Here is an 18,594-nt window from a genome sequence, read left to right on the forward strand (position 1 = left end):
TCAGACCTTTCTTGCTTGACTTAGAGTTCACTCTAACTTGTAGACTTTTACTATACCAAACAGAAATGGGGAATTACAGATGAAATACACGGTCATTACAGGAGCCAGCTCAGGCATCGGATACGAAACAGCGAAAGTACTCGCACAAAAAGGGAAGTCATTGGTCCTCGTTGCCCGCCGGACGGATGAACTGGAAAAATTACGCGACGAAGTCAAAGCCCTGGCACCGGACAGTGACGTCATTCTCCGTTCCGTTGATTTGACGGAATCGGCGAATGTCCATGAACTGTATGATTCCTTACAAGACCTCGACATCGAGACGTGGATCAACAATGCCGGGTTCGGTGATTTCGACAACGTCAAGGATGTGTCAGTCCCGAAAGTAGAAAAGATGCTCCGACTGAACATCGAAGCACTGACCGTCTTAACGAGCCGTTATGTCCATGATTATCATGACGTCGAAGGAGCGACGGTCCTCAACGTCTCGTCCGGAGGCGGCTACCGGATCGTTCCGAACGCGGTTACGTATTGCGCGACGAAGTTTTATGTCAGCGCCTATACGGAAGGACTCGCACAGGAACTGAAAAATGCCGGCGCGAAACTGCGGGCGAAAGTCCTGGCACCGGCTGCGACGGAAACGGAATTCGCCGACCGGTCACGCGGGGAACAAGGATTTGATTACAGCAAAAACGTCGCCAAATATCATACGGCGGCGGAAATGGCGACATTCCTCGACCAACTGCTCGACAGTGACCAAATCGTCGGCATCGTCAATGCGGAAGATTATTCGTTTGAACTGCGCGGACCACTCTTTACGTATGTCGGTGCAAACAACTAAATTCGACAAAAAGCCAGTTTCCGGATAGCGGAAACTGGCTTTTTTTGTCTGAAGCGGATGAAACGTATATGTAGTTCATCTCAAATCAGCGGCATGACAAACGTCGACGTTAAGCTGACGACTAAAAACAGCGCGTAGCTGAAGAATGTAGTTTTAGGGCTGCCATCCGTCCGGCTTCCGAGAATCGAAAACAGACTGATCGCGCAAATCGTAAGCGTGGACAATAAAAACGATTGATGGGAATCGACTGACGGAATGAGCGACTGGGCGAGATGCGCCAGACCTAGCGGCAAGACGATCAATAAAAAGTAATAGCCGAGCCGTTCTTCCGATGGATGATCCGTCGATTCGTGCTGGGTAACTGTTCGTGTATGCATTCTCATGGCTCTTCACTTCCTTCTGCTTTCAGTATAGAGGACTGACGACGAAATCTTCGTTACAGTCCGATTAGAAGTCGATAACAAGATGAACTAAATATGACGAACAGATGTCGGGAACATGTAAGACTGTAAAATATGGAAAGATTTCTGTCTGGATTATGTAAAAAAGTGTAAACTGAGAAGAGAGAAAATGACGGTGAAATCCGTCTGGAGAGGAGACGTTGGCATGAACCGGCTGTTTCGTTATTTTTATGTGTCCGACCTGATTGCTGTCGTTGGCGCCAGTATCTCCTATATTGCGATTTACTGGACGTGTGCCCAGCTGTTGTCGCCGGCAGCCGTCTCGTTAGTGATCGCCGCCGTGTTTGTGATTCGTTTCATCAGTTCGAGTCTGGTCGGACCGTGGATTGATCGGATTGAACCGGTCCGCCTGCTGAAAGCGACCGTCCTGATCCGTTGCTTCCTGCTTGTTGCCGTCTGGTATATCCTGACGCAGACGGATGCCCAGCTTGTGCCGTTATTGTCTTTGCTCGCCGTCCAGACGTTCCTGCAAGTCATCGGCGGCAATACCGCGTTTAAAGTCGTCACCCGGATTGTCGCGTCCGAACAGCTGCCGGTCGCTAATGCTTACTTGAGTACGCTCGACCGGGTCGGAACGCTTGCCGGCTTACTGGCAGGTGGGCTGTTGATCACCGGATTTTCAATTACAGTGATTTTAGGGATGGAGGCTGTTTTGCACCTGCTTGCCTGGTTCCTGTTGTTCCCGTTACGGTCCGGGGAGGAAGCGGCGGACAAACCGAAACTGACCTATTGGGTGGATTTACGGGAAGGGTTGACGTATCTCACCCGTGACACCCGCTTAATCCGGATTTTAGTCTTCGGGATTCTCGCGAACTGGATGATTACACCGGTCAACGCGTTACTCGCGCCGTTTGCGAAAGACGTCATCCAGGGCGGGGCGAATACGTTTTCGCTGCTCGAACTGGCACTTGTCATCGGCGGAATCGGCATGTCGCTCATCTATGCCAAACTTGCGGACCGGCTCGACCTGATGCAGATGTTTTACCTGTCGATGGCGTTACAGGGAGGATTCACGTTGCTGATCGGACTGACGACGACGTTGCCGTTTGCGTTCAGCGGCATGTTATTGCTCGGGATGGCGCTCAGTCTGTTCGGAATCCCGTTCTCGACGTTACTGCAGCAGACGACACCGGATGCCTTACTCGGACGGATCCGTTCGGCGATGGTCGCCGCTTCGACCTTCAGTTCGGCGCTGTTTTTCGGATTATCCGCGTATTTGACGACCGTATTTGCGATCGACACCGTGTTTCTGTTCTTTTCCGGAACCGGTCTGCTCGTCTTGCTGCTCCTTCGTCTTCAGCGTAAAACACCGGCGACGGAAGTGCGACAGGATGAGGTCGGATAACAAATCGGTCTTCAGGCTGAGGGCGACAGAAAGCGGACGCGTTATACTTAAAAAAACGCTTACAGAGGAGAATGTGCAGGATGGATGGAATGACGATGCTTGCCTTGATGTTTTTGATTCCAATTGGTGGAATGACGGTCATGTTGAATGTTTTGTGGCGCCGGATTACACCGGAGCTCGAAAAGTAAGCCTGTACATACAACCGGTTCGAACGGAACCGCGCTAAAAGTAAACGACGCTGCCCGCAGGAACGGGCAGCGTCGTTTTTTTCTGACTAGACTAAAGGAAAGTTACGAAACGGCAGTCGGTGCTTCGAGCGCGAGACTTGGTCCGAAGACTTCAAAATGCAGATTGTCCGGCTGACCGCTCCAGTGGCGGCGGACGAACTGGATCATCGCTTCCGGTCCGCAGACGAATGCGTCCGCTGTCCGGTTGATCTGCGTTACGTCGTCAATCGACAAGCGTCCCGGTGTCGTGCCCGGCAACGCATTTCGTTCTGCAAAACGGAGGATTGTTGCGCCTTGTTCTTCAAATCGTGCCAATTGTTCGGCGAACGGCCGGTCAAGATCGTCCTGGACGGCAACGTATAACGTCGTGTCGCGACCTGCCGCAAGCGCTGCTTCAGTCATTGCGAGCAGTGGCGTCAAACCGATACCGCCGGCGAGACCGACGAATGGAGTAGGCGCGTCCGGTAACGTGAACGAACCGGCCGGCGCGCTGAGCAACACGCTGTCGCCGACGGACAAACCGTGCATTTGGTTCGAGACGGACCCGTCCTGTTTGACACCGATCGTATATGACGTGCCGTTTGCGACCGTCGTTAAACTGTACTGACGGTTTTGCCAAAGACCATCCGGTGCCTGGAGGCGGACCGTAACGTATTGACCGGTTTGATACGGTGCGAGCTGTCGTCCGTCAGCCGGACGTAACGTAAACGATTGGATGTCGCTTGACTGTCGTGTGATCTGTTCGATGACGAACGGCTGATAGCCTTCAAAGGCAGTCGCTTGTTCATCCTGCTGATAGAGCTCCGCTTCGAGCGAAATGAACAGCTTGGCGATTTCCCCGTAGCCAATCGTCCAGGCTTCGATGATCTCCGGTGTCGCCGCGTCTCCGAGGACATCCTGGATTGCCCCGATCAGTTCCGTTCCGACGATGTCATACATGAAAGGTTTGATTTGCAGACTGCGGTGCTTATGGAGGACCGGCAATAACGTCGGTTTGAGCGTTTCGAGCTGATCAATGTAAGCAGCTGCCGCATAGACCGCTGTCGCTAAAGCTTGCGACTGGCGGTCATTTTTTTGATTCGATTGATTAAAGATATGTTTCATTTCCGGATGATTTTCAAACAGTCGTTGATAGAAGACACGTGTAATGCTGTGACCGTGTTCAGCGAGCACCGGGACGGTTGATTTGATGATGGCGATTGTCGATGACGTTAACATAAAGACACTTCCTTTTCGGATAATGGATGTCAGATCAGGTTCGATTTCAGTATCCGTCAAGACTTGTTTTAATGCAATAGATGAAATACTAGATTTAAAATAGTACGTGATATTTGTCACAAGTATGCCATCAATTCGTCAAGCAACCGACAAAAAACCTCCGAGGAAGGTCGGAGGTCAAGAGGAAATCCACAGTTTTGAGAAGTCCAAATAGCCGAACGAATCAATCGTAATATTTTGCAGCTCAATCGGAAACGGAATGATCCGCGTATCATCATACAACGGAATAAAGTAGGACGAGTCGATCAAATGCCGTTCGACCGCCTGGTGCAGAACTATCCAATCTTCGAACGGGGTTTCATCATATTGGGTCAGCCAGGTCTCCATGTCCGGCATCCGGTGAAACAGCTTCGCAGGCGGTGAAAAATCATTCGTCAAAAACTGATGGAAGGCGACCGGTAAGTTCCGTTCGAATACTTCCGCATGGACGGCGAAGTCGATCGTCTCAAAGGCATGGAAATTGGTGATACTCTCCTTAAAGCCGACCGGTACAAACTCATAAGGAATACCGTGCGCATCGAGCGTCTCGCATAACCAGCGGGTCACCTTATCCGTAAAGTCGGTCAATTTTATCCGGAGCGGTTGCGTAAACGTAACGGCAGGACCATCCGGAAGCGGGTGGACAGAGCTGAACTGTTCGAGGAACCCGCGGTCGTTCGGAAAACTCCGTTCACTGACCGACTGAATCGACGGACGGATCGCGGCAATCAACCGGTGAAGGTAGTGCCGGGCTTCCGGGTGCTCGAACGGGCCGCCGGGACGCGGATTCAAAAAGACGAGGCCGAAACCGGACTGGGTCGAAATCGTATCCGTTTCACCGGAGTCCGACCGTGATGTCCGGTAGACGGGATCATAGGCATCGGGCATCTGAATGAACTCAATCCGGTCGAGCAGGGCGCGGATGCCGTAATAATTCGGGAAGGCAGATAACACCGTCTTTTTCGGATCGTTTCGGGTCAGCTGGAACGGTCCTGTTCCGACGTTGTCCTTGCCGATGCTCGTATGAATCGTCGCCAGTTTCGGTAACAGCGAATGCCGCCGTTGATCGAGTGTCAAATCGACCTGATAAGGACCGTTCGACTGAATATGTAAGACGTGCCGGTATGACTTGGCATAGGCCGGATAAGCGACCAGTTTGCGGAGACTTTTCGTGACGTCCTTACTCGTTAAGAGTGATCCGTCATGGAAGCGGACGTCTTTTCGTAAATAGAGCGATAAGGTAGAGCCGTTCCAGGCGTAATGGTGGGCCAGTTCCCCTTGCAGTTTACCGTCGGCGTCAATTGCGAACAGCCGACTGAAGACGTTTTGAACAAGGTGGGCACTGTGGATATCGGCGGCTTCGAGCGGATCGGTCGTCAAAAAGGGGCGCCTTCGCGGAATCAGTAACGCATCCGAGGACTCTTGTGTATAGCCGAACTTTTGCTCAAGCTTTCGCATGAAGCGTCCCGTCTGCGCCGGTGACCAGTCCCAGCTCAGTTCTTCCGTCACGGCATCGACCGACTCGCGTTCGATCCGTTCGAGCATCTGTTTCGCATATTCGCGTTCGACATGACGGAGCCAGACAAGTACCGTCAGATGCCCGCGGCCCCGACCGCTTGTATAGTCGAGCCAACCGTCTTCCTGCCAGCGGTTCAAATACCGTTTCGTTTGTTTGGGACTTAAATGGATCGTGTCGGCGAGTTCGGCAATCGAGTACGATCCTTCCCGGCAGGATTTCCATAACGTGAACAGATAAGCGTCCATCTCATTCCTCCGTTCTAAAAGGGGACATCTTTTCTTGACAATGTCCATTTTTTAGTCACTGTGTCTTGTTTATCATACAGGTAGAGAATGGAAGGTGACAATATGAAATGGAAAGAAATGCCTCGGCCAATTAAAGTCAGATTGGTCACATCGTTTATCAACCGGACGATTTCGTTCGCCATCATGCCGTTTATGGCCCTGTTATTTGTTCAGGCGTACAGCAAAGTATTTGCCGGGATCTTTTTAATCGGGACAGTGATTATCAGCTTCCTGATCGGCTTGATTGGTGGTTACCTCGCGGATCGCTTTCCGCGGAAACGCCTGCTCGTCCTGTCGACGACGGCGACCGGATTAATGTTTTTAGTCATGACGATCAGTCTCGCCGCCAATCAAATGCTGCTCTTTACGATTGCCTATGCCGTATTTACCGTGACGAGCAACATCGGACGGCCGGCGATGAGTGCAATCATCATCGACGCAACGACACCGGAAAACCGGCGGGCCGTTTATGCGATCGACTACTGGTTGATCAATCTGTCGATTGCCCTCGGGACGGCGCTCGGCGGGTGGCTTTACGTCAGCAACCGGCTATTTTTGTTCAGCCTGCTGACGTGTACATCGCTGTTACTGCCGGTCGCCTATCATTTCCTGCTCGACGAGTCGAAACACGTCTGGCAGAAACAACCGCTCCGGAATGTGTTCCGGGATCTCGGGAAAAGTTATCAGATTGCCTGGCGTGACAGGCCGTTTGTCAAGGTTGTCTTCGGTTCGATGTGTATTCTCGCCGCCGAGTTTTCGATGGGCAGTTATGTCGCCGTCCGATTAGCGGACGAATTTGATACGGTGACAATCGTCGATCTGAGTGTCAATGGTGTCCGGATGCTCAGTCTGATCAATATCGAAAATACGATTCTTGTCGTCTGTCTGACGTTCTTCATCCAGCGTTTGTCCAACCGCTTTACAAATAAGCAGGCGCTCGTCGGCGGACTGGCCCTTTACATCATCGGTTACGCGACGGTGACGAGTGCAAATTCATTGACGCTGTTACTGACGTTCATTTTCATCGCGACGATTGGGGAGCTGCTCTATTCACCGACACTGAACGCGGAAAAAGCCAACATGATGCCGGCCGACCAACGCGGCGCCTACTCGGCCTTTGCCGGCACGTCCCACGCCGGAGCCGATTTATTGTCGCGGTCGACGCTAATCCTCGGAGCGGTCCTTGCGCCGTTCATGATGAGTGTCTACATCGGACTGATCGTCTGTCTCGGACTCGGACTGGTCTATCTCGGCTTGTTCCGGAAAGAAAAAGTCGTCGAGAAACAACAGGCTTCCTGAGTGACCTACCCTAATGAAGAAATACAGCAAAAGACGTCCTACTCCAACAGAGCGGGACGTCTTCGTGTGGCATTACATACGTTTTCCTACTTTACGGTTAGACAGCAGAAGACTCAGGACGATACTTGCAATCACGGCACATAAGCTTTTCAGCAGAAACTGGTTTTTCAGTCCTTCCATGACATACCCGTTAAATTTCTGACCGAGCGTCGCTTCCGGTACCCAGTCGATGACATAAGTGATTCCGAAGAAGGCGGGAAGACTTAGTAACAGGTAAATCAGAATGAAGCTGAGAAGAAAGGATTTCATATTCATAGGATATGCCCCGTTTCTTAAAGCGTGATCAACTGTTTTAAGGTCAGAAGATATTTAAAGACTGAACAAGTGTAATGACGAGGATGATGGTCGAAATCGATCCCGCAGTCAGCAACGTCAACATTTTCGAACGACTGATTTCCTCAGAATCCTTTGTGGCTTCTTTGGAAACGGTCATCCAGATGGCGATTGAGAAGATAATGATTAGAAATAATCCGAGACTGGACATCGAGTAACCCTCCATTTACCAAGAATGATCTACCAAATAATTGTAAATTAAATAAGCGATGACTTCAAGGCGGTTTACATCCTATAACAGCGTGTTAAAAAATCTCGCGGCACATTAACAGGAAAAATCTGTACATTCTTAATTGATATGTAATATATTAGTTGTATGAAAACTCAACCGATTCAACGAACTTCCTTAAGTGAAGAAGTGTATCAACGACTGCAACAGCAAATCATCACCTTAGCGCTTGCTCCGGGTCAAAAACTGAACGACCAGGAGCTAGCGGAAGCATTCAGCGTCAGCCGGACACCGGTTCGAGAAGCGTTGAAAAAACTGGAGGAGGAGGGACTTGTCGTCGCGAAACGGGGATCACGGACGAATGTGACGATGCTTGACGCGACGCAGGCAAGGCAGACGTTTCCGATCGTCGCGACACTGCATGCGCTCGCGGCACGTCTTGCGTTTCCTTTATCGGAAGCGGATATCACCCGTTTAATCGAACTCAATCAAATGTTTCAGGAAGCAATCAACCGCAGGGACGCCGCGTCAGCGTTGCAACTCGATGACGCTTTCCACGGGCTGTTTCTCGAACGGAGTCAAAACAGTCAATTGACGGACACGTTAAACCGCTTGACACCGCTGATCCGCCGGCTCGAGTATGCCCAGTTCAGCCGTCACGGGCATGACTCGGTCACGGATCATCGAACGATCATCGAAGCCTGTCAAAACGGCAGGATTGAAGACCTTGTCCGTGCGACGGAACACAACTGGAACGGTCTCGGGCGCCATCTGATTGCTTCCCTAGAGGAGGACACGCCATGCGACCCATCATAATCGGGATTTTGGCGGCGATGTTTTTTGCCGTCACCTTCATCCTGAATCAATCGATGCAAGGAAACGGGGGACACTGGATCTACAGCGCCGCCTTACGGTTTTATCTGATGTTGCCGCTGCTCGTCGTGATTGTCGCCTACCGGCGCCGGCTAGGTCGTGTCTGGTCGGCACTTCGGGAAGCACCGTACTTTTGGCTGACGTACGGGACGATCGGCTTTGGGATATTTTACAGCGGGATTTGCCTCGCCGCCGATTATTCGCCGGGCTGGCTGATTGCCGGAACCTGGCAGGTGACGATTCTTGCCGGACCGCTTCTGGCGCCGCTCTTTAAACAGACGATTCCGTGGGCGTCGCTCCGTTATTCGCTGTTAATCGTCGCTGGTGTCTGCCTGATGCAATTGTCGGTCGCGGAAGGGGTATCCGTTTCGGCGCTGCTGCTTGGCGTCCTTCCGGTCATCTGTGCCGCGATCGCGTATCCGCTCGGCAACCGGAAGATGATGGAACGGTACGGGGACGAACTTGATGTCTTTGACCGGATTCTCGGGATGACGGTGGCCAGTCTGCCGTTTTGGCTCGTGTTATCTGCGATCGCCTACGTGCAGGTCGGCTTACCGTCCGCGGGACAAGTCGGTCAGTCGGGACTGGTCGCCTTATTCTCCGGCGTCATCGCGACATCACTGTTCTTTTACGCGACGACACTCGTCCGGACGGAACCGGTCCGTCTTGCAGCGGTCGAAGCGACACAGTCGTTTGAAATCCTGTTCACCGTCCTCGGGGAGATGCTGTTTTTACACGCCGTCTTTCCGACCGGTCTCGCGTTGTTCGGGATGCTGCTTGTCATGCTCGGAATGACGATTCACAGTTTAAAGCAAGCCCAGTCAAAAGAAGTACCGGATATATAATTATTTCAAATACCATATGTAAATATGATTACTTAGAAAAGAGGACGCAGGATGGTCTTAACCGGCACACTTGTCAATACAGGATTAATCGTCATCGGTACATTACTCGGTCTGCTGTTTCATAAAATTCCCGAACGGACGAAGGAAACGGTTGTTCAGGCAATCGGACTCGCTGTCGTCGTGCTTGGTGTTCAGATGGGGCTGAAGAGTGAGAACTTCCTGATCGTCATCGGCAGTCTCGTCTTAGGCGGGGCAATCGGTGAATGGTTACGAATTGATGAAAAGCTGAACCGAGTTGGCGAATGGCTTGAACTAAAAATCGGACGGGGTCATCCATCGAATATCGCAGAAGGTTTCGTCACAGCCACGTTGATTTTCGTCATCGGAGCAATGGGCGTACTCGGGGCGCTTGACGGCGGTTTACGTCAGGACCATGACGTCCTCTATACAAAAGGATTGATTGACGGCTTCACGGCACTTGTCCTCAGCTCGACTCTCGGGATCGGCGTCATCTTTTCGGCGATTCCGGTTCTCGTTTATCAAGGAGCAATTGCTCTCAGCGCAGTGGCGATTACGCAATTTGTTCCGGACGCTATCCTTCAGCAATTCATCGTGGAGATGACGGCGACCGGCGGTGTGATGATTTTAGCAATCGGCTTGAATCTAGCCGGCATCACCAAAATCCGGGTCGCGAACTTGTTACCCGGAATCGTAATGGTCGGATTGATCGTGACCGGTTTGGAACTGCTTGGTTTTAACTGAAATTTAAAAGACATCCGTTTGCACTGTTGATTTCGGTCAGCAGCAGGCAAACGGATGTCTTTTTTAACGGATGGTTTGTTCCAGTTCAGAAATATGGTGCTCAAGCAGCCGGTGCCCGTCATAGTGAAACGTGTGGAGCTGTGGTGTCGTCTGTTTTAAGACGTGCGGCAGGTAAGTCTTCAGATTACTGATGACACCGGTATTGTCCGGGTCGAGGATCCAGTCGAGTTGTTTCCAGTCGAGAATGCCTTCCCGGGTCGCGAGCGGTGTCACGAGGAGCTGATCAGGCGGAAGTTCGGCAAGGAACAAATAAATCCCGACCGTCTCGTCCGCCTGCAAAAGAATCGTCCCCGAAAACTGGACATCGGTCAGAGTCAGACCGGTTTCTTCAAACGTTTCCCGGGTGACGGATTCCGCCGGTGACTCACCAGCTTCGATTTTACCGCCGACCCCGTTCCACATCCCCATCGCCGGTTGTTTTTGCCGGTTCAGCAGCAACCACTGATCGTTCTTGCGAATCAAACAGAGTGTATAGCGATACAAGTCTCCTCATCTCCTTAAAAGAAGTCGTGTTTAAAGGCCGCGTACTGGTCGTCGGATGTTACCGGTTGAATTGTTTTCTTGCCGTCGGTCCAGGTCGTCAACGCCTGTCGTGTCAGAATACGGTGTCCATCGGCCTTACGGATGGCGAGCAGACTGCGTTTGTTGAAGGGGGAAGCCTGATGCTCCTGGATGATCTGTTCCATGTCGGATAGAGCAGCCGGTTCGATCGTCTGTTGCGTGTAGAAATGGTACCCGATGACAAACTCGTCATCCTGACCGGTCCGTAACATCTCCAGCTGATAACCGGCGCCGTTCGGGGCAATCCGGTAGTTGCCGCTCGGTGATGTGATTGTTTCTCCGGTCAGAGGAATCGGGCGTAGGGCGAGATTGACACCGAATCCCGTATCGACGAGATAGGTCTGCTCCTGGTGCGACAGCAGGACGGCGACGTGGGTCGGACCGGTCGCGGACCAGACGTCATTTTCCTGATCGAAGACAGTCGCCTTGAGAAGTGAAACGTCAAACCCTTTGATTCGTAACACTTCGTACAGCAAATGGTTGAGATCATAGCAGACACCGCCCGCCTGACGTTCGATGAAGGTCTGTCGTAGTCGGTTCTGGTCAAACGGAACCGACTCTTTTTCAAGAACCGCTGCATTGTCAAACGGCAGGTGATAGGCAAAGGCTTCAAGCAGCGCGGGTAAATCGGCAAATGTTAACGTATGGCCGAGCGGATAATGGATCCGGCCGGCTACGTCTTTAATAAATGTAGACAAGACAATTCCTCCTTTAATCGATGATTCCATTATCGCATATTCCTGTTCATGACAGGATACATGTTATCTGAAAATAAGATTTGGTCTTTTGTTTCGTGATGAACTTTGTTATGCTGAAACAGGATTAATTAAGAATGATTCTCATTCCGGATGAAGAAGGAGGCTCCTCATGTTACGAAAACGAATGACCGGCGCATTAGCGCTTTTAGTAATGAGTTGTCTGATGCTTGCGGCGTGTGCCGGACAAGCGAAAGAAGAGACGACGAAAAAGACGCACGCTGTCACGCATGAAGCAGGAACAACGAACGTGCCGGACCATCCGAAACGGATCGTGGCCCTTGAGTTCTCGTTCGTCGACGCGCTCGACGAACTGGGTATTGAACCGGTCGGCATAGCACAGGAAAACAAGGATGATGTATCGGGGCTGCTCGATAAGAAGATTTCCTTTACGGAAGTCGGGACACGCCAGCAACCGAATCTCGAAGTCATCAGCTCGCTGAAACCGGACTTGATCATCGGAGATTTCAACCGGCATAAAGGCATCTACAAACAATTGCAGCAAATCGCACCGACGATCATCTTAAAAAGCCGGAATGCGACCTATCAGGAAAACCTTGCATCATTCAAGAGCATCGCGGAAGCCGTCGGGCAGACCGATCAAATGGAGCAACGTCTGAAATTGCATGACAAGCGACTCGCAGTTGCCAAACAAAAAGTCGATTCGGACGATCAACGCAAAATCATGGTTGGTGTCTTCCGGTCCGATTCATTGACGGCACACGGAGAGACATCGTTTGACGGGGAACTGCTTGAAAAACTCGGCATCGATAATGCCATCACGAAAACAGTAGAACCAACCGTGACGATTACGCTGGAGCAGATTGTCAAATGGGATCCGGACGTCATCTTCATGGCGGAAGCCGACCCGAAACTGCTCAACGAGTGGAAAAAGAATCCGCTCTGGAATCAAATCACGGCTGTGAAAAAAGGTGAAGTCTACGAAGTCAATCGTGACTTGTGGACCCGTTACCGCGGACTGGACGCAGCGGAACAAATCGTCGACGAAGCGATTCAACTGCTGTATCCGAAAAAATCATAAACGACGACACGAGCCAGAGCAATCTGGCTTTTGTTGATGAAAGGGGAAGCCGTTGATGATTCGGAAAACACGATTGATCCGTTTGCTCGTTCTACTTATTGTGCTGATTGGACTCAGCTCCTATCTCAGTCTGTTTCTCGGCGTGACGACGATCCGGCCGCTCGAAGCCATCCGGGAATGGTCATCCGGTGATTTGTCAAAAGAAACATTGGTCCTGACGACACTTCGATTACCACGATTAGTACTGGGACTGATACTCGGGGCAAACCTAGCCGTCGCCGGAGCATTGATGCAGGCCGTCACCCGGAATCCGCTCGCCTCGCCGCAGGTATTTGGTGTCAACGCCGGAGCCTCGTTGTTCGTGGTTCTCGCGTTATTGCTGTTCCCGGCGCTCGGGACGGCCAATCTCGTGTACTTCGCTTTCTTTGGTGCAATGATTGGCGGGTTGCTCGTTTTTTCATTTGCGTCCGTCCGCGGTATGACGAGTCTGAAACTGGCCCTCGTTGGGATGGCGATCCACTTGTTGCTGACGTCTTTGACGAAAGGGTTGATTTTGTTCAATGACCGGATCACGAATGTCTTGTACTGGTTATCCGGATCGATCAGTGACAGCGGCTGGCTTGAAGTCCGGTTGATTGTGCCGTGGTCGATCATCGGCTTGATCTTAGCCTTCAGCCTGGCCAAATCGCTGGCGATTTTCCAACTCGGTCAGGACGTCGCCGTCGGACTGGGGCAAAACATCACCCGGATCCGGATGCTGGCAGCCGTCGCTGTTGTCTTGCTGGCCGGTGTGACGGTTGCCGTCGCCGGAGCCATCGGCTTCATCGGTCTGATGGTCCCGCACATCGTCCGGCGCCTGGTCGGGGAGGATTACCGGTATGTCCTGCCGGTGTCCGCGTTATGCGGCGGACTGTTGCTGACGTCTGCCGATGTCCTCGCCCGGTTCATCGCTTATCCCTATGAATCACCGGTCGGGATCGTGACGGCATTACTCGGGGCGCCGTTCTTCTTGTATTTAGCGAAACGTCAGACGAAAGGGGTGGCGTAAATGAACAGACTCCGTCAACAACCATGGCTTGGTCTCGTCCTCATGTCGCTCCTTGTCACTGTGCTCAGTTTTCTGTTGCTCGGCGTCGGTTCCGTCTACTTGAAACCGGGTGAAATCGTCGCAGCCTTGCAAGGAGATGGAAGTGCCTTCATCGTCTTGAACTACCGGTTGCCGCGGACACTTCTCGCGTTACTCGCCGGCGGTTGTTTTGCCCTATCCGGTGTTTTGTTGCAGGCGATCATCCGGAATCCGCTCGTCTCCCCGGACGTCATCGGCGTGACGAACGGAGCGGCCTTGTTTACCGTTTTGACAATTGCGTTACTTCCGGACGGTCCGCTCGTTTTGACGCCGCTTGCAGCGATGGGCGGAGCGGCACTCGTGATGATTGCCCTGATGCTACTTGCCGATCACGGCAAGCTGCAACACAGTTCCTTTGCTTTGCTCGGCATCGCCGTCAGTGCGATTTGTGCGTCGGGAACGGAATATCTGTTGATCAAGTTTCCGCTCCAGACGAATGATTCACTCGTTTGGCTTGCCGGCAGTCTGTTCGGCAAAGGCTGGACGGAAGTGTATGTCCTGGCGTCGGTCTTTCTGATTCTCGGACTCGCCATCTGGTCTGGACACCGGCAACTCGATATTCTGTCACTCAGTGAAGACGCGGCGATCGGTCTCGGGTTACGGATGAAACGAACCCGGTATGTCTTTCTCGCGCTTGCTGTTGTTCTCGCTGGTGTCGCCGTCGCGATGGTCGGATCAATCGGGTTCCTTGGACTCGTTGCCCCGCATATGGCCCGACGTTTGATCGGTCACCGGCACCACCTGTTGATTCCGATGGCCGTCCTCGTCGGCGGCGGACTGTTGGTCGTCGCCGATGCGATTGGGCGCGGGATTCATCCGCCGCTTGAAATTCCGGCCGGATTGATCACAGCAATCATTGGTGTACCGTACTTCTTGTATCTGCTGCGGAAAAACCGCGCGTGAATGCGACCAAAACACACTGCCTTGTACCCGTTTCTCTGTTGAGAGACTGTGCGACAAGGCGGTGTTTTTTTGAGTTGAACAGTAAATCAATATCCGATATATGGTAAAATGAAATAGATTAGCAGATGCTGTCTATAAAAAAACTCAGACGAAGTGTTTAAAAACTATGACGTGTCGAGGTGCTGAATGAACATACACTTTGAAGAACTGAAAATGTACACGAAATTTGATGATTTAGCAGATGATTTACTGGATCTTGCAAAAGAGATTCTGCCGGAACAGCTGTTTTATTTATCAGCCATCAATGAGACCGAGCAATTGATCATTAAACTGTCCGAAGAGCAGACCCGGATGCCGGTCACAGAAGGAATGGTCATTGATTTGAATTACTCGCTCTGCCAACGAATCGATTTTCAAACGAAACAACCGCTTATATACGAAGATGTCACAAAAGACCGCAGTCTCGACGGCATGAGGGAAGTACTGGAAGGGGCGAATGTTCAGTCCTATTTAGGGATTCCGATTTCGCTTGCGAACGGAGAAAAGTTCGGTACATTGTGCGCCATCAATGATGAAGTCAGTTTGTTCGAGAGCAAGAGTATCGAGTTACTGCAACGGATCGTCCGCCTGTTTTCGTATTATCTGGAACTCGAGCGGTTTGCCTGGCGTGACATGTTGACGGATCTGTACAATCGGCGGTATTTGACACATCAATTCGACCAACATCCTCAGACGGAAGGCGCTTTGTTCTTCCTTGATTTGGACGGCTTCAAAAATGTCAACGATCTGTACGGGCACGATGCCGGGGACGCTGTTCTGCAGGAGGTCGCAAGACGATTGAAGACACTGATTGCAGGACAAAAAGAAGCCTATGCCGTCCGCTTGGGCGGAGACGAATTTGTCATTCGGTTTACGCACTTTGATTCTCAGCAAGCATTGATCGATCAAGCAGATGAAATTCTTGTCCGGTTGAGTACGTGGGACACATATGAACTGTCGACCAGCATCGGAATCGTCGCCTACAAAGACGCTGACATCAGTCTGAAAACGCTGCTCCGCCAAGCGGATATCGCGTTATACGAAGCAAAATCATCAGGAAAAAACAGGTACAAACTGTTTACAGAATGATTGGCCGAACACATACAAAAGAAAACACCATGAAGTTCGACGTCTCCTTGACCGGAAGCGTACGAAACAGCATGGTGTTTTTGAATTGGCGTCAGACGGTCAATTCAATCGTCAGTCCTTCCGGATCAAGAAAGACACTTTCGTAGTAACCGTCGCCTGTCAGACGCGGGCCGTCAAGCCGGGTATAGCCGTCCCGCTCGAGCCGTGCCGTCAGTTGATCGACAGCGAAGCGGCTGCCGAGCGAAAAAGCAATGTGGGCATAACCGAACCGGTCGCGCGGGGCATCGTGGTCGATATCCGTCCGGTGCATCAATTCGAGCCGTGGACCTGACTTAAAGTGGAGAAAGTAGGACGAAAATCCTTTGAGCGGATTATGGTACAACGCATTGGCCTGCGCCTCGAAGTACGTTTCGTAAAAGTGTTTCGTCCGTTCAAGATCCTTGACCCAGATGGCGATATGTTCAATTTTCATGAGAGGAGACTCCTTTTTCAGTGATTTAGGAAGCGCGGGACAATGCCCGTTTCGCAAGGACACGGTTCAGCCGTTCGGAACAGAGCAACAGGAACAGAATCATCAGGAAACCTGTCACCGGGAACAGCTGTAACGTCAGGAACGAGGCGAGAACACCGAACAACGGCGGCAAAAACGTACTGCCGCTGTAGGCGAAGGCCATCTGAACCCCCATCAGCCGTTTCGCCGCGTCCTGGCCGAACCGGACCGGCGTCTCATGTAACATGGCCGGATAAATCGGCGCGAGTCCGAGTCCGATCAGGATAAATCCGGTCAGCATCAAACCGTCGAGCGGCAGGAAGAACAGCAGACTGCCGAGCAGAGCCGTCCCTTGCCCCAACCGAATCAACTGGCGGTTCGTCATCCGGAGCGATAAAAAGCCACTCAAAAACCGGCCGACGGTGATGCTGCCGTAATAGACGGAAATCCAGGTGGCCGCTGTTTCGACGGAAAAAGATTTGACCTGGACGAGATAACTGCTGCCCCATAAACCGATCAGTGCTTCAGCACCGCAATAGAGAACAAACGAGGCGAGCGCGAACGGGAGACCGGTCAACCGCTTCGCCTGTGTCCCTTGTAAGGACAGATCTTCAGGCGGTGCTGTGGCAGCGACCGGTGCCTGTTTCCAGAGTGGAACACTCAGGACGAGTAGCAAGGCAAGACCGAACTGGACCAGAGCGACGGTCAAATAGCCGCTGCGCCAGTCTCCCGATTCGCTCATCATCGCTGCCATGATCAACGGTCCGGTCGTTGCACCGACGCCCCAAAAGCAGTGAAGCCAGTTCATATGGTGCGCTTTGTAACGGGTCGCGACAAAATGATTGAGTGCCGCGTCGACGACGCCGGCACCGAGACCGAGCGGAATCGCAAGCAGGAACAGCCAGAGCAACGAAGGGGCAAAATAAAATCCGAGCAGGCTGCCGGCCGTGATCGCGGCACAGAAGGCGGTGATATGACTTGTTTCGAACCGGTTGAGAATTTTGCCGCTAAACAGACTCGAGATGATCGTTCCGCCGGCAATCGTCATGAACAGCCAGCCGGCGACTTCCAGATCAGCCCCGAACTCTGTCCGCATGACGGGCCAAGCGACGCCGAGTAACGAATCCGGTAATCCTAAACTGATGAAGGCAAGATAGATGATGCTGAGTAATAAGACACCACTCATGAAGAACTCCTCCTGTTCGCTGATAAAGGTTGTTCGGTCAAAAGCTGTAATCCGATTCGGGTCAAACCGTTCAGGTAATCGGTTTCCCAGTTACTCCGGATCAAGAGCGGGATATGTGCTTCCGGGATGTATTCGGTTGTCTTGAACCGGATTTGTTCCAAATCGTGCTCCGTCAGTTCCTCCCCGTTAAAAATCAACAGACGCGGATTCAATGTCGCGGCAAACGTCGCCGTCAAGCGGCTGATCGCATCAATCGTCCGGGCATCCAAGGCGGTTTGCCGCTTGGCAATCGCTTGTCCGAATGTCATCTTGTCGTATTGCGGGACGACGGAGATTTCACCGGCAAAATGACTGCTTCCGCGCACGAGCTGACCGTTGATCAAAATCCCGGAACCGGGACCGTTTTTTCCTAAGTACAAATAAATCAATGATTGTTGACGGTTCTGATCTGCTTCGTGGAATCCGACCACAGCCGCATTCATGTCGTTTTCGACGACGACCGGTAACCGGAACTCGGATTCGAGCGTCTGTTTCAGATCGATCTGTTGCAGGGACGGATAGTCCGGTGCAAAAAAGACTTTCCCGTCTTCGACCGATGCGGCAACCCCGACGCTCAAGAAGGTGATCCGCGTATTCTCTTCCAGCAGTCGCTGAATCAGACGGATCAAAGCCGGGACGTGCGGCTCATCTGCCCCGACCGGTTCGGTGCCAAACGACAGAACCGTTCCGAGTGCATCGAATATCCGAAAGCCGATCGCATCGAGTTCAAGGTAGAGGGCAAGTCCATGGGTATGATCGGCCCGATACCGGTACTGTTTTGCCGGGCGGCCGCCATTTGACGATTCCGACATCTGTTCGTCGATTTCTCCATGTGCGATCAAGATGTCCACGTGCTTTTTGACCGTCGGAAAACTGGCCGACAACATCCGGCTCAGTTCCGGAATCGTATTGATCTGTTGAAACAGGATGGCTTGACGGAGTTGTTTTAATAAATCGGTATTGGTTCCAGCCATAAGCAATCTCCTTTACACTTTTTAAAATATTTTAATAAGTAGTCGGATTGAGTGTAGC

Annotated in this window: 20 protein-coding genes; 10 read left to right on the plus strand and 10 right to left on the minus strand. The window is 51.9% G+C overall.

Features of this window, described 5'->3' with window-relative positions:
• The first annotated feature begins 79 nt into the window (after positions 1-79).
• Positions 80-838, plus strand: coding sequence for an SDR family NAD(P)-dependent oxidoreductase (locus tag ACP26N_RS07395; RefSeq protein WP_131504056.1), 759 nt, complete (start codon positions 80-82; stop codon positions 836-838).
• An 80-nt stretch (positions 839-918) separates the two neighbouring features.
• Here the strand turns inward: ACP26N_RS07395 and ACP26N_RS07400 are convergent, their stop codons facing one another.
• Complete coding sequence (locus ACP26N_RS07400) at positions 919-1,215, minus strand: hypothetical protein (protein WP_426355249.1); 297 nt, start codon at positions 1,213-1,215, stop codon at positions 919-921.
• A 229-nt stretch (positions 1,216-1,444) separates the two neighbouring features.
• On the opposite strand from ACP26N_RS07400, the gene ACP26N_RS07405 reads away from it, so the two are divergent.
• On the plus strand, positions 1,445-2,644 hold the full coding sequence (locus tag ACP26N_RS07405) for an MFS transporter (RefSeq protein WP_426355250.1): 1,200 nt from the start codon (positions 1,445-1,447) through the stop codon (positions 2,642-2,644).
• 290 nt (positions 2,645-2,934) lie between these two features.
• Here ACP26N_RS07405 and ACP26N_RS07410 read toward each other — a convergent pair whose 3' ends face one another.
• Both ACP26N_RS07410 and ACP26N_RS07415 read right to left on the minus strand, forming a co-directional pair.
• The gene (locus ACP26N_RS07410; RefSeq protein WP_426355252.1) at positions 2,935-4,089 is read right to left on the minus strand and encodes a globin domain-containing protein; all 1,155 of its coding nucleotides are present in this window, start codon (positions 4,087-4,089) and stop codon (positions 2,935-2,937) included.
• 177 nt (positions 4,090-4,266) lie between these two features.
• Positions 4,267-5,892: an ABC transporter substrate-binding protein gene (locus ACP26N_RS07415; RefSeq protein ID WP_426355253.1), complete on the minus strand. Its 1,626-nt coding sequence runs from the start codon at positions 5,890-5,892 to the stop codon at positions 4,267-4,269.
• A 102-nt stretch (positions 5,893-5,994) separates the two neighbouring features.
• Here ACP26N_RS07415 and ACP26N_RS07420 point away from each other — a divergent pair, with 102 nt between their 5' ends.
• Complete coding sequence (locus tag ACP26N_RS07420) at positions 5,995-7,230, plus strand: MDR family MFS transporter (protein ID WP_426355255.1); 1,236 nt, start codon at positions 5,995-5,997, stop codon at positions 7,228-7,230.
• Between the two features lie 72 nt (positions 7,231-7,302).
• Here ACP26N_RS07420 and ACP26N_RS07425 read toward each other — a convergent pair whose 3' ends face one another.
• Together ACP26N_RS07425 and ACP26N_RS07430 are read right to left on the minus strand one after the other, a co-directional pair.
• Positions 7,303-7,545, minus strand: coding sequence for a hypothetical protein (locus ACP26N_RS07425; RefSeq protein WP_426355256.1), 243 nt, complete (start codon positions 7,543-7,545; stop codon positions 7,303-7,305).
• A gap of 43 nt (positions 7,546-7,588) precedes the next feature.
• Positions 7,589-7,774 carry a hypothetical protein gene (locus ACP26N_RS07430; RefSeq protein WP_290830959.1) on the minus strand — a complete coding sequence of 62 codons (186 nt, stop codon included), beginning with the start codon at positions 7,772-7,774 and terminating at the stop codon, positions 7,589-7,591.
• A 165-nt stretch (positions 7,775-7,939) separates the two neighbouring features.
• Here ACP26N_RS07430 and ACP26N_RS07435 point away from each other — a divergent pair, with 165 nt between their 5' ends.
• From ACP26N_RS07435 to ACP26N_RS07445, 3 genes are read left to right on the plus strand one after another with little or no spacing between them, the layout of a single operon-like run.
• On the plus strand, positions 7,940-8,608 hold the full coding sequence (locus tag ACP26N_RS07435; protein ID WP_426355257.1) for a GntR family transcriptional regulator: 669 nt from the start codon (positions 7,940-7,942) through the stop codon (positions 8,606-8,608).
• Positions 8,593-9,510, plus strand: coding sequence for a DMT family transporter (locus ACP26N_RS07440; RefSeq protein WP_426355258.1), 918 nt, complete (start codon positions 8,593-8,595; stop codon positions 9,508-9,510). The genes ACP26N_RS07435 and ACP26N_RS07440 overlap by 16 nt, the downstream gene beginning before the upstream one ends.
• A gap of 51 nt (positions 9,511-9,561) precedes the next feature.
• The gene (locus ACP26N_RS07445; protein WP_188004255.1) at positions 9,562-10,272 is read left to right on the plus strand and encodes a DUF554 domain-containing protein; all 711 of its coding nucleotides are present in this window, start codon (positions 9,562-9,564) and stop codon (positions 10,270-10,272) included.
• A gap of 63 nt (positions 10,273-10,335) precedes the next feature.
• On the opposite strand, the gene ACP26N_RS07450 is transcribed toward ACP26N_RS07445, so the two are convergent.
• Together ACP26N_RS07450 and ACP26N_RS07455 are read right to left on the minus strand one after the other, a co-directional pair.
• Positions 10,336-10,815 carry an NUDIX hydrolase gene (locus ACP26N_RS07450; RefSeq protein WP_131972824.1) on the minus strand — a complete coding sequence of 160 codons (480 nt, stop codon included), beginning with the start codon at positions 10,813-10,815 and terminating at the stop codon, positions 10,336-10,338.
• Between the two features lie 14 nt (positions 10,816-10,829).
• Positions 10,830-11,591, minus strand: coding sequence for an arylamine N-acetyltransferase family protein (locus ACP26N_RS07455; RefSeq protein ID WP_255508287.1), 762 nt, complete (start codon positions 11,589-11,591; stop codon positions 10,830-10,832).
• Between the two features lie 169 nt (positions 11,592-11,760).
• Here ACP26N_RS07455 and ACP26N_RS07460 point away from each other — a divergent pair, with 169 nt between their 5' ends.
• The 4 genes from ACP26N_RS07460 to ACP26N_RS07475 all read left to right on the plus strand — a co-directional run bounded on the left by ACP26N_RS07460 (position 11,761) and on the right by ACP26N_RS07475 (position 15,847).
• The gene (locus tag ACP26N_RS07460) at positions 11,761-12,690 is read left to right on the plus strand and encodes an ABC transporter substrate-binding protein (RefSeq protein WP_426355259.1); all 930 of its coding nucleotides are present in this window, start codon (positions 11,761-11,763) and stop codon (positions 12,688-12,690) included.
• Between the two features lie 55 nt (positions 12,691-12,745).
• A complete protein-coding gene (locus ACP26N_RS07465; RefSeq protein ID WP_188004256.1) occupies positions 12,746-13,738 on the plus strand; it encodes a FecCD family ABC transporter permease in 993 nt (330 codons plus the stop codon).
• Positions 13,739-14,719 (plus strand): FecCD family ABC transporter permease, encoded by a 981-nt coding sequence (locus tag ACP26N_RS07470; RefSeq protein WP_426355260.1) that lies wholly within the window; start codon positions 13,739-13,741, stop codon positions 14,717-14,719.
• 186 nt (positions 14,720-14,905) lie between these two features.
• A complete protein-coding gene (locus ACP26N_RS07475) occupies positions 14,906-15,847 on the plus strand; it encodes a sensor domain-containing protein (RefSeq protein ID WP_131972819.1) in 942 nt (313 codons plus the stop codon).
• A 91-nt stretch (positions 15,848-15,938) separates the two neighbouring features.
• Here ACP26N_RS07475 and ACP26N_RS07480 read toward each other — a convergent pair whose 3' ends face one another.
• Genes ACP26N_RS07480 through ACP26N_RS07490 form a run of 3 tightly spaced genes read right to left on the minus strand, consistent with a single transcriptional unit; the run spans position 15,939 to position 18,536 of the window.
• Positions 15,939-16,319 carry a VOC family protein gene (locus ACP26N_RS07480; RefSeq protein WP_131972818.1) on the minus strand — a complete coding sequence of 127 codons (381 nt, stop codon included), beginning with the start codon at positions 16,317-16,319 and terminating at the stop codon, positions 15,939-15,941.
• Between the two features lie 25 nt (positions 16,320-16,344).
• Positions 16,345-17,523: an MFS transporter gene (locus ACP26N_RS07485; protein ID WP_426355263.1), complete on the minus strand. Its 1,179-nt coding sequence runs from the start codon at positions 17,521-17,523 to the stop codon at positions 16,345-16,347.
• Positions 17,520-18,536 (minus strand): ROK family protein, encoded by a 1,017-nt coding sequence (locus ACP26N_RS07490; RefSeq protein ID WP_426355264.1) that lies wholly within the window; start codon positions 18,534-18,536, stop codon positions 17,520-17,522. The genes ACP26N_RS07485 and ACP26N_RS07490 overlap by 4 nt, the downstream gene beginning before the upstream one ends.
• Positions 18,537-18,594: the final 58 nt, after the last annotated feature.

The sequence above is a fragment of the Exiguobacterium sp. R-39 genome (assembly GCF_049942815.1).
Taxonomy (GTDB): Bacteria; Bacillota; Bacilli; order Exiguobacteriales; family Exiguobacteriaceae; genus Exiguobacterium_A.

What these genes read in the sequence shown, in the direction of transcription:
- ACP26N_RS07480 (WP_131972818.1), bottom strand. Translation starts at nt 16,319, where the DNA reads ATGAAAATTGAACATATCGCCATCTGGGTCAAGGATCTTGAACGGACG.
- ACP26N_RS07435 (WP_426355257.1), top strand. Translation starts at nt 7,940, where the DNA reads ATGAAAACTCAACCGATTCAACGAACTTCCTTAAGTGAAGAAGTGTAT.
- ACP26N_RS07415 (WP_426355253.1), bottom strand. Translation starts at nt 5,892, where the DNA reads ATGGACGCTTATCTGTTCACGTTATGGAAATCCTGCCGGGAAGGATCG.
- ACP26N_RS07485 (WP_426355263.1), bottom strand. Translation starts at nt 17,523, where the DNA reads ATGAGTGGTGTCTTATTACTCAGCATCATCTATCTTGCCTTCATCAGT.
- ACP26N_RS07395 (WP_131504056.1), top strand. Translation starts at nt 80, where the DNA reads ATGAAATACACGGTCATTACAGGAGCCAGCTCAGGCATCGGATACGAA.
- ACP26N_RS07430 (WP_290830959.1), bottom strand. Translation starts at nt 7,774, where the DNA reads ATGTCCAGTCTCGGATTATTTCTAATCATTATCTTCTCAATCGCCATC.
- ACP26N_RS07465 (WP_188004256.1), top strand. Translation starts at nt 12,746, where the DNA reads ATGATTCGGAAAACACGATTGATCCGTTTGCTCGTTCTACTTATTGTG.
- ACP26N_RS07490 (WP_426355264.1), bottom strand. Translation starts at nt 18,536, where the DNA reads ATGGCTGGAACCAATACCGATTTATTAAAACAACTCCGTCAAGCCATC.
- ACP26N_RS07440 (WP_426355258.1), top strand. Translation starts at nt 8,593, where the DNA reads ATGCGACCCATCATAATCGGGATTTTGGCGGCGATGTTTTTTGCCGTC.
- ACP26N_RS07460 (WP_426355259.1), top strand. Translation starts at nt 11,761, where the DNA reads ATGTTACGAAAACGAATGACCGGCGCATTAGCGCTTTTAGTAATGAGT.
- ACP26N_RS07405 (WP_426355250.1), top strand. Translation starts at nt 1,445, where the DNA reads ATGAACCGGCTGTTTCGTTATTTTTATGTGTCCGACCTGATTGCTGTC.
- ACP26N_RS07470 (WP_426355260.1), top strand. Translation starts at nt 13,739, where the DNA reads ATGAACAGACTCCGTCAACAACCATGGCTTGGTCTCGTCCTCATGTCG.
- ACP26N_RS07445 (WP_188004255.1), top strand. Translation starts at nt 9,562, where the DNA reads ATGGTCTTAACCGGCACACTTGTCAATACAGGATTAATCGTCATCGGT.
- ACP26N_RS07425 (WP_426355256.1), bottom strand. Translation starts at nt 7,545, where the DNA reads ATGAATATGAAATCCTTTCTTCTCAGCTTCATTCTGATTTACCTGTTA.
- ACP26N_RS07420 (WP_426355255.1), top strand. Translation starts at nt 5,995, where the DNA reads ATGAAATGGAAAGAAATGCCTCGGCCAATTAAAGTCAGATTGGTCACA.
- ACP26N_RS07410 (WP_426355252.1), bottom strand. Translation starts at nt 4,089, where the DNA reads ATGTTAACGTCATCGACAATCGCCATCATCAAATCAACCGTCCCGGTG.
- ACP26N_RS07400 (WP_426355249.1), bottom strand. Translation starts at nt 1,215, where the DNA reads ATGCATACACGAACAGTTACCCAGCACGAATCGACGGATCATCCATCG.
- ACP26N_RS07475 (WP_131972819.1), top strand. Translation starts at nt 14,906, where the DNA reads ATGAACATACACTTTGAAGAACTGAAAATGTACACGAAATTTGATGAT.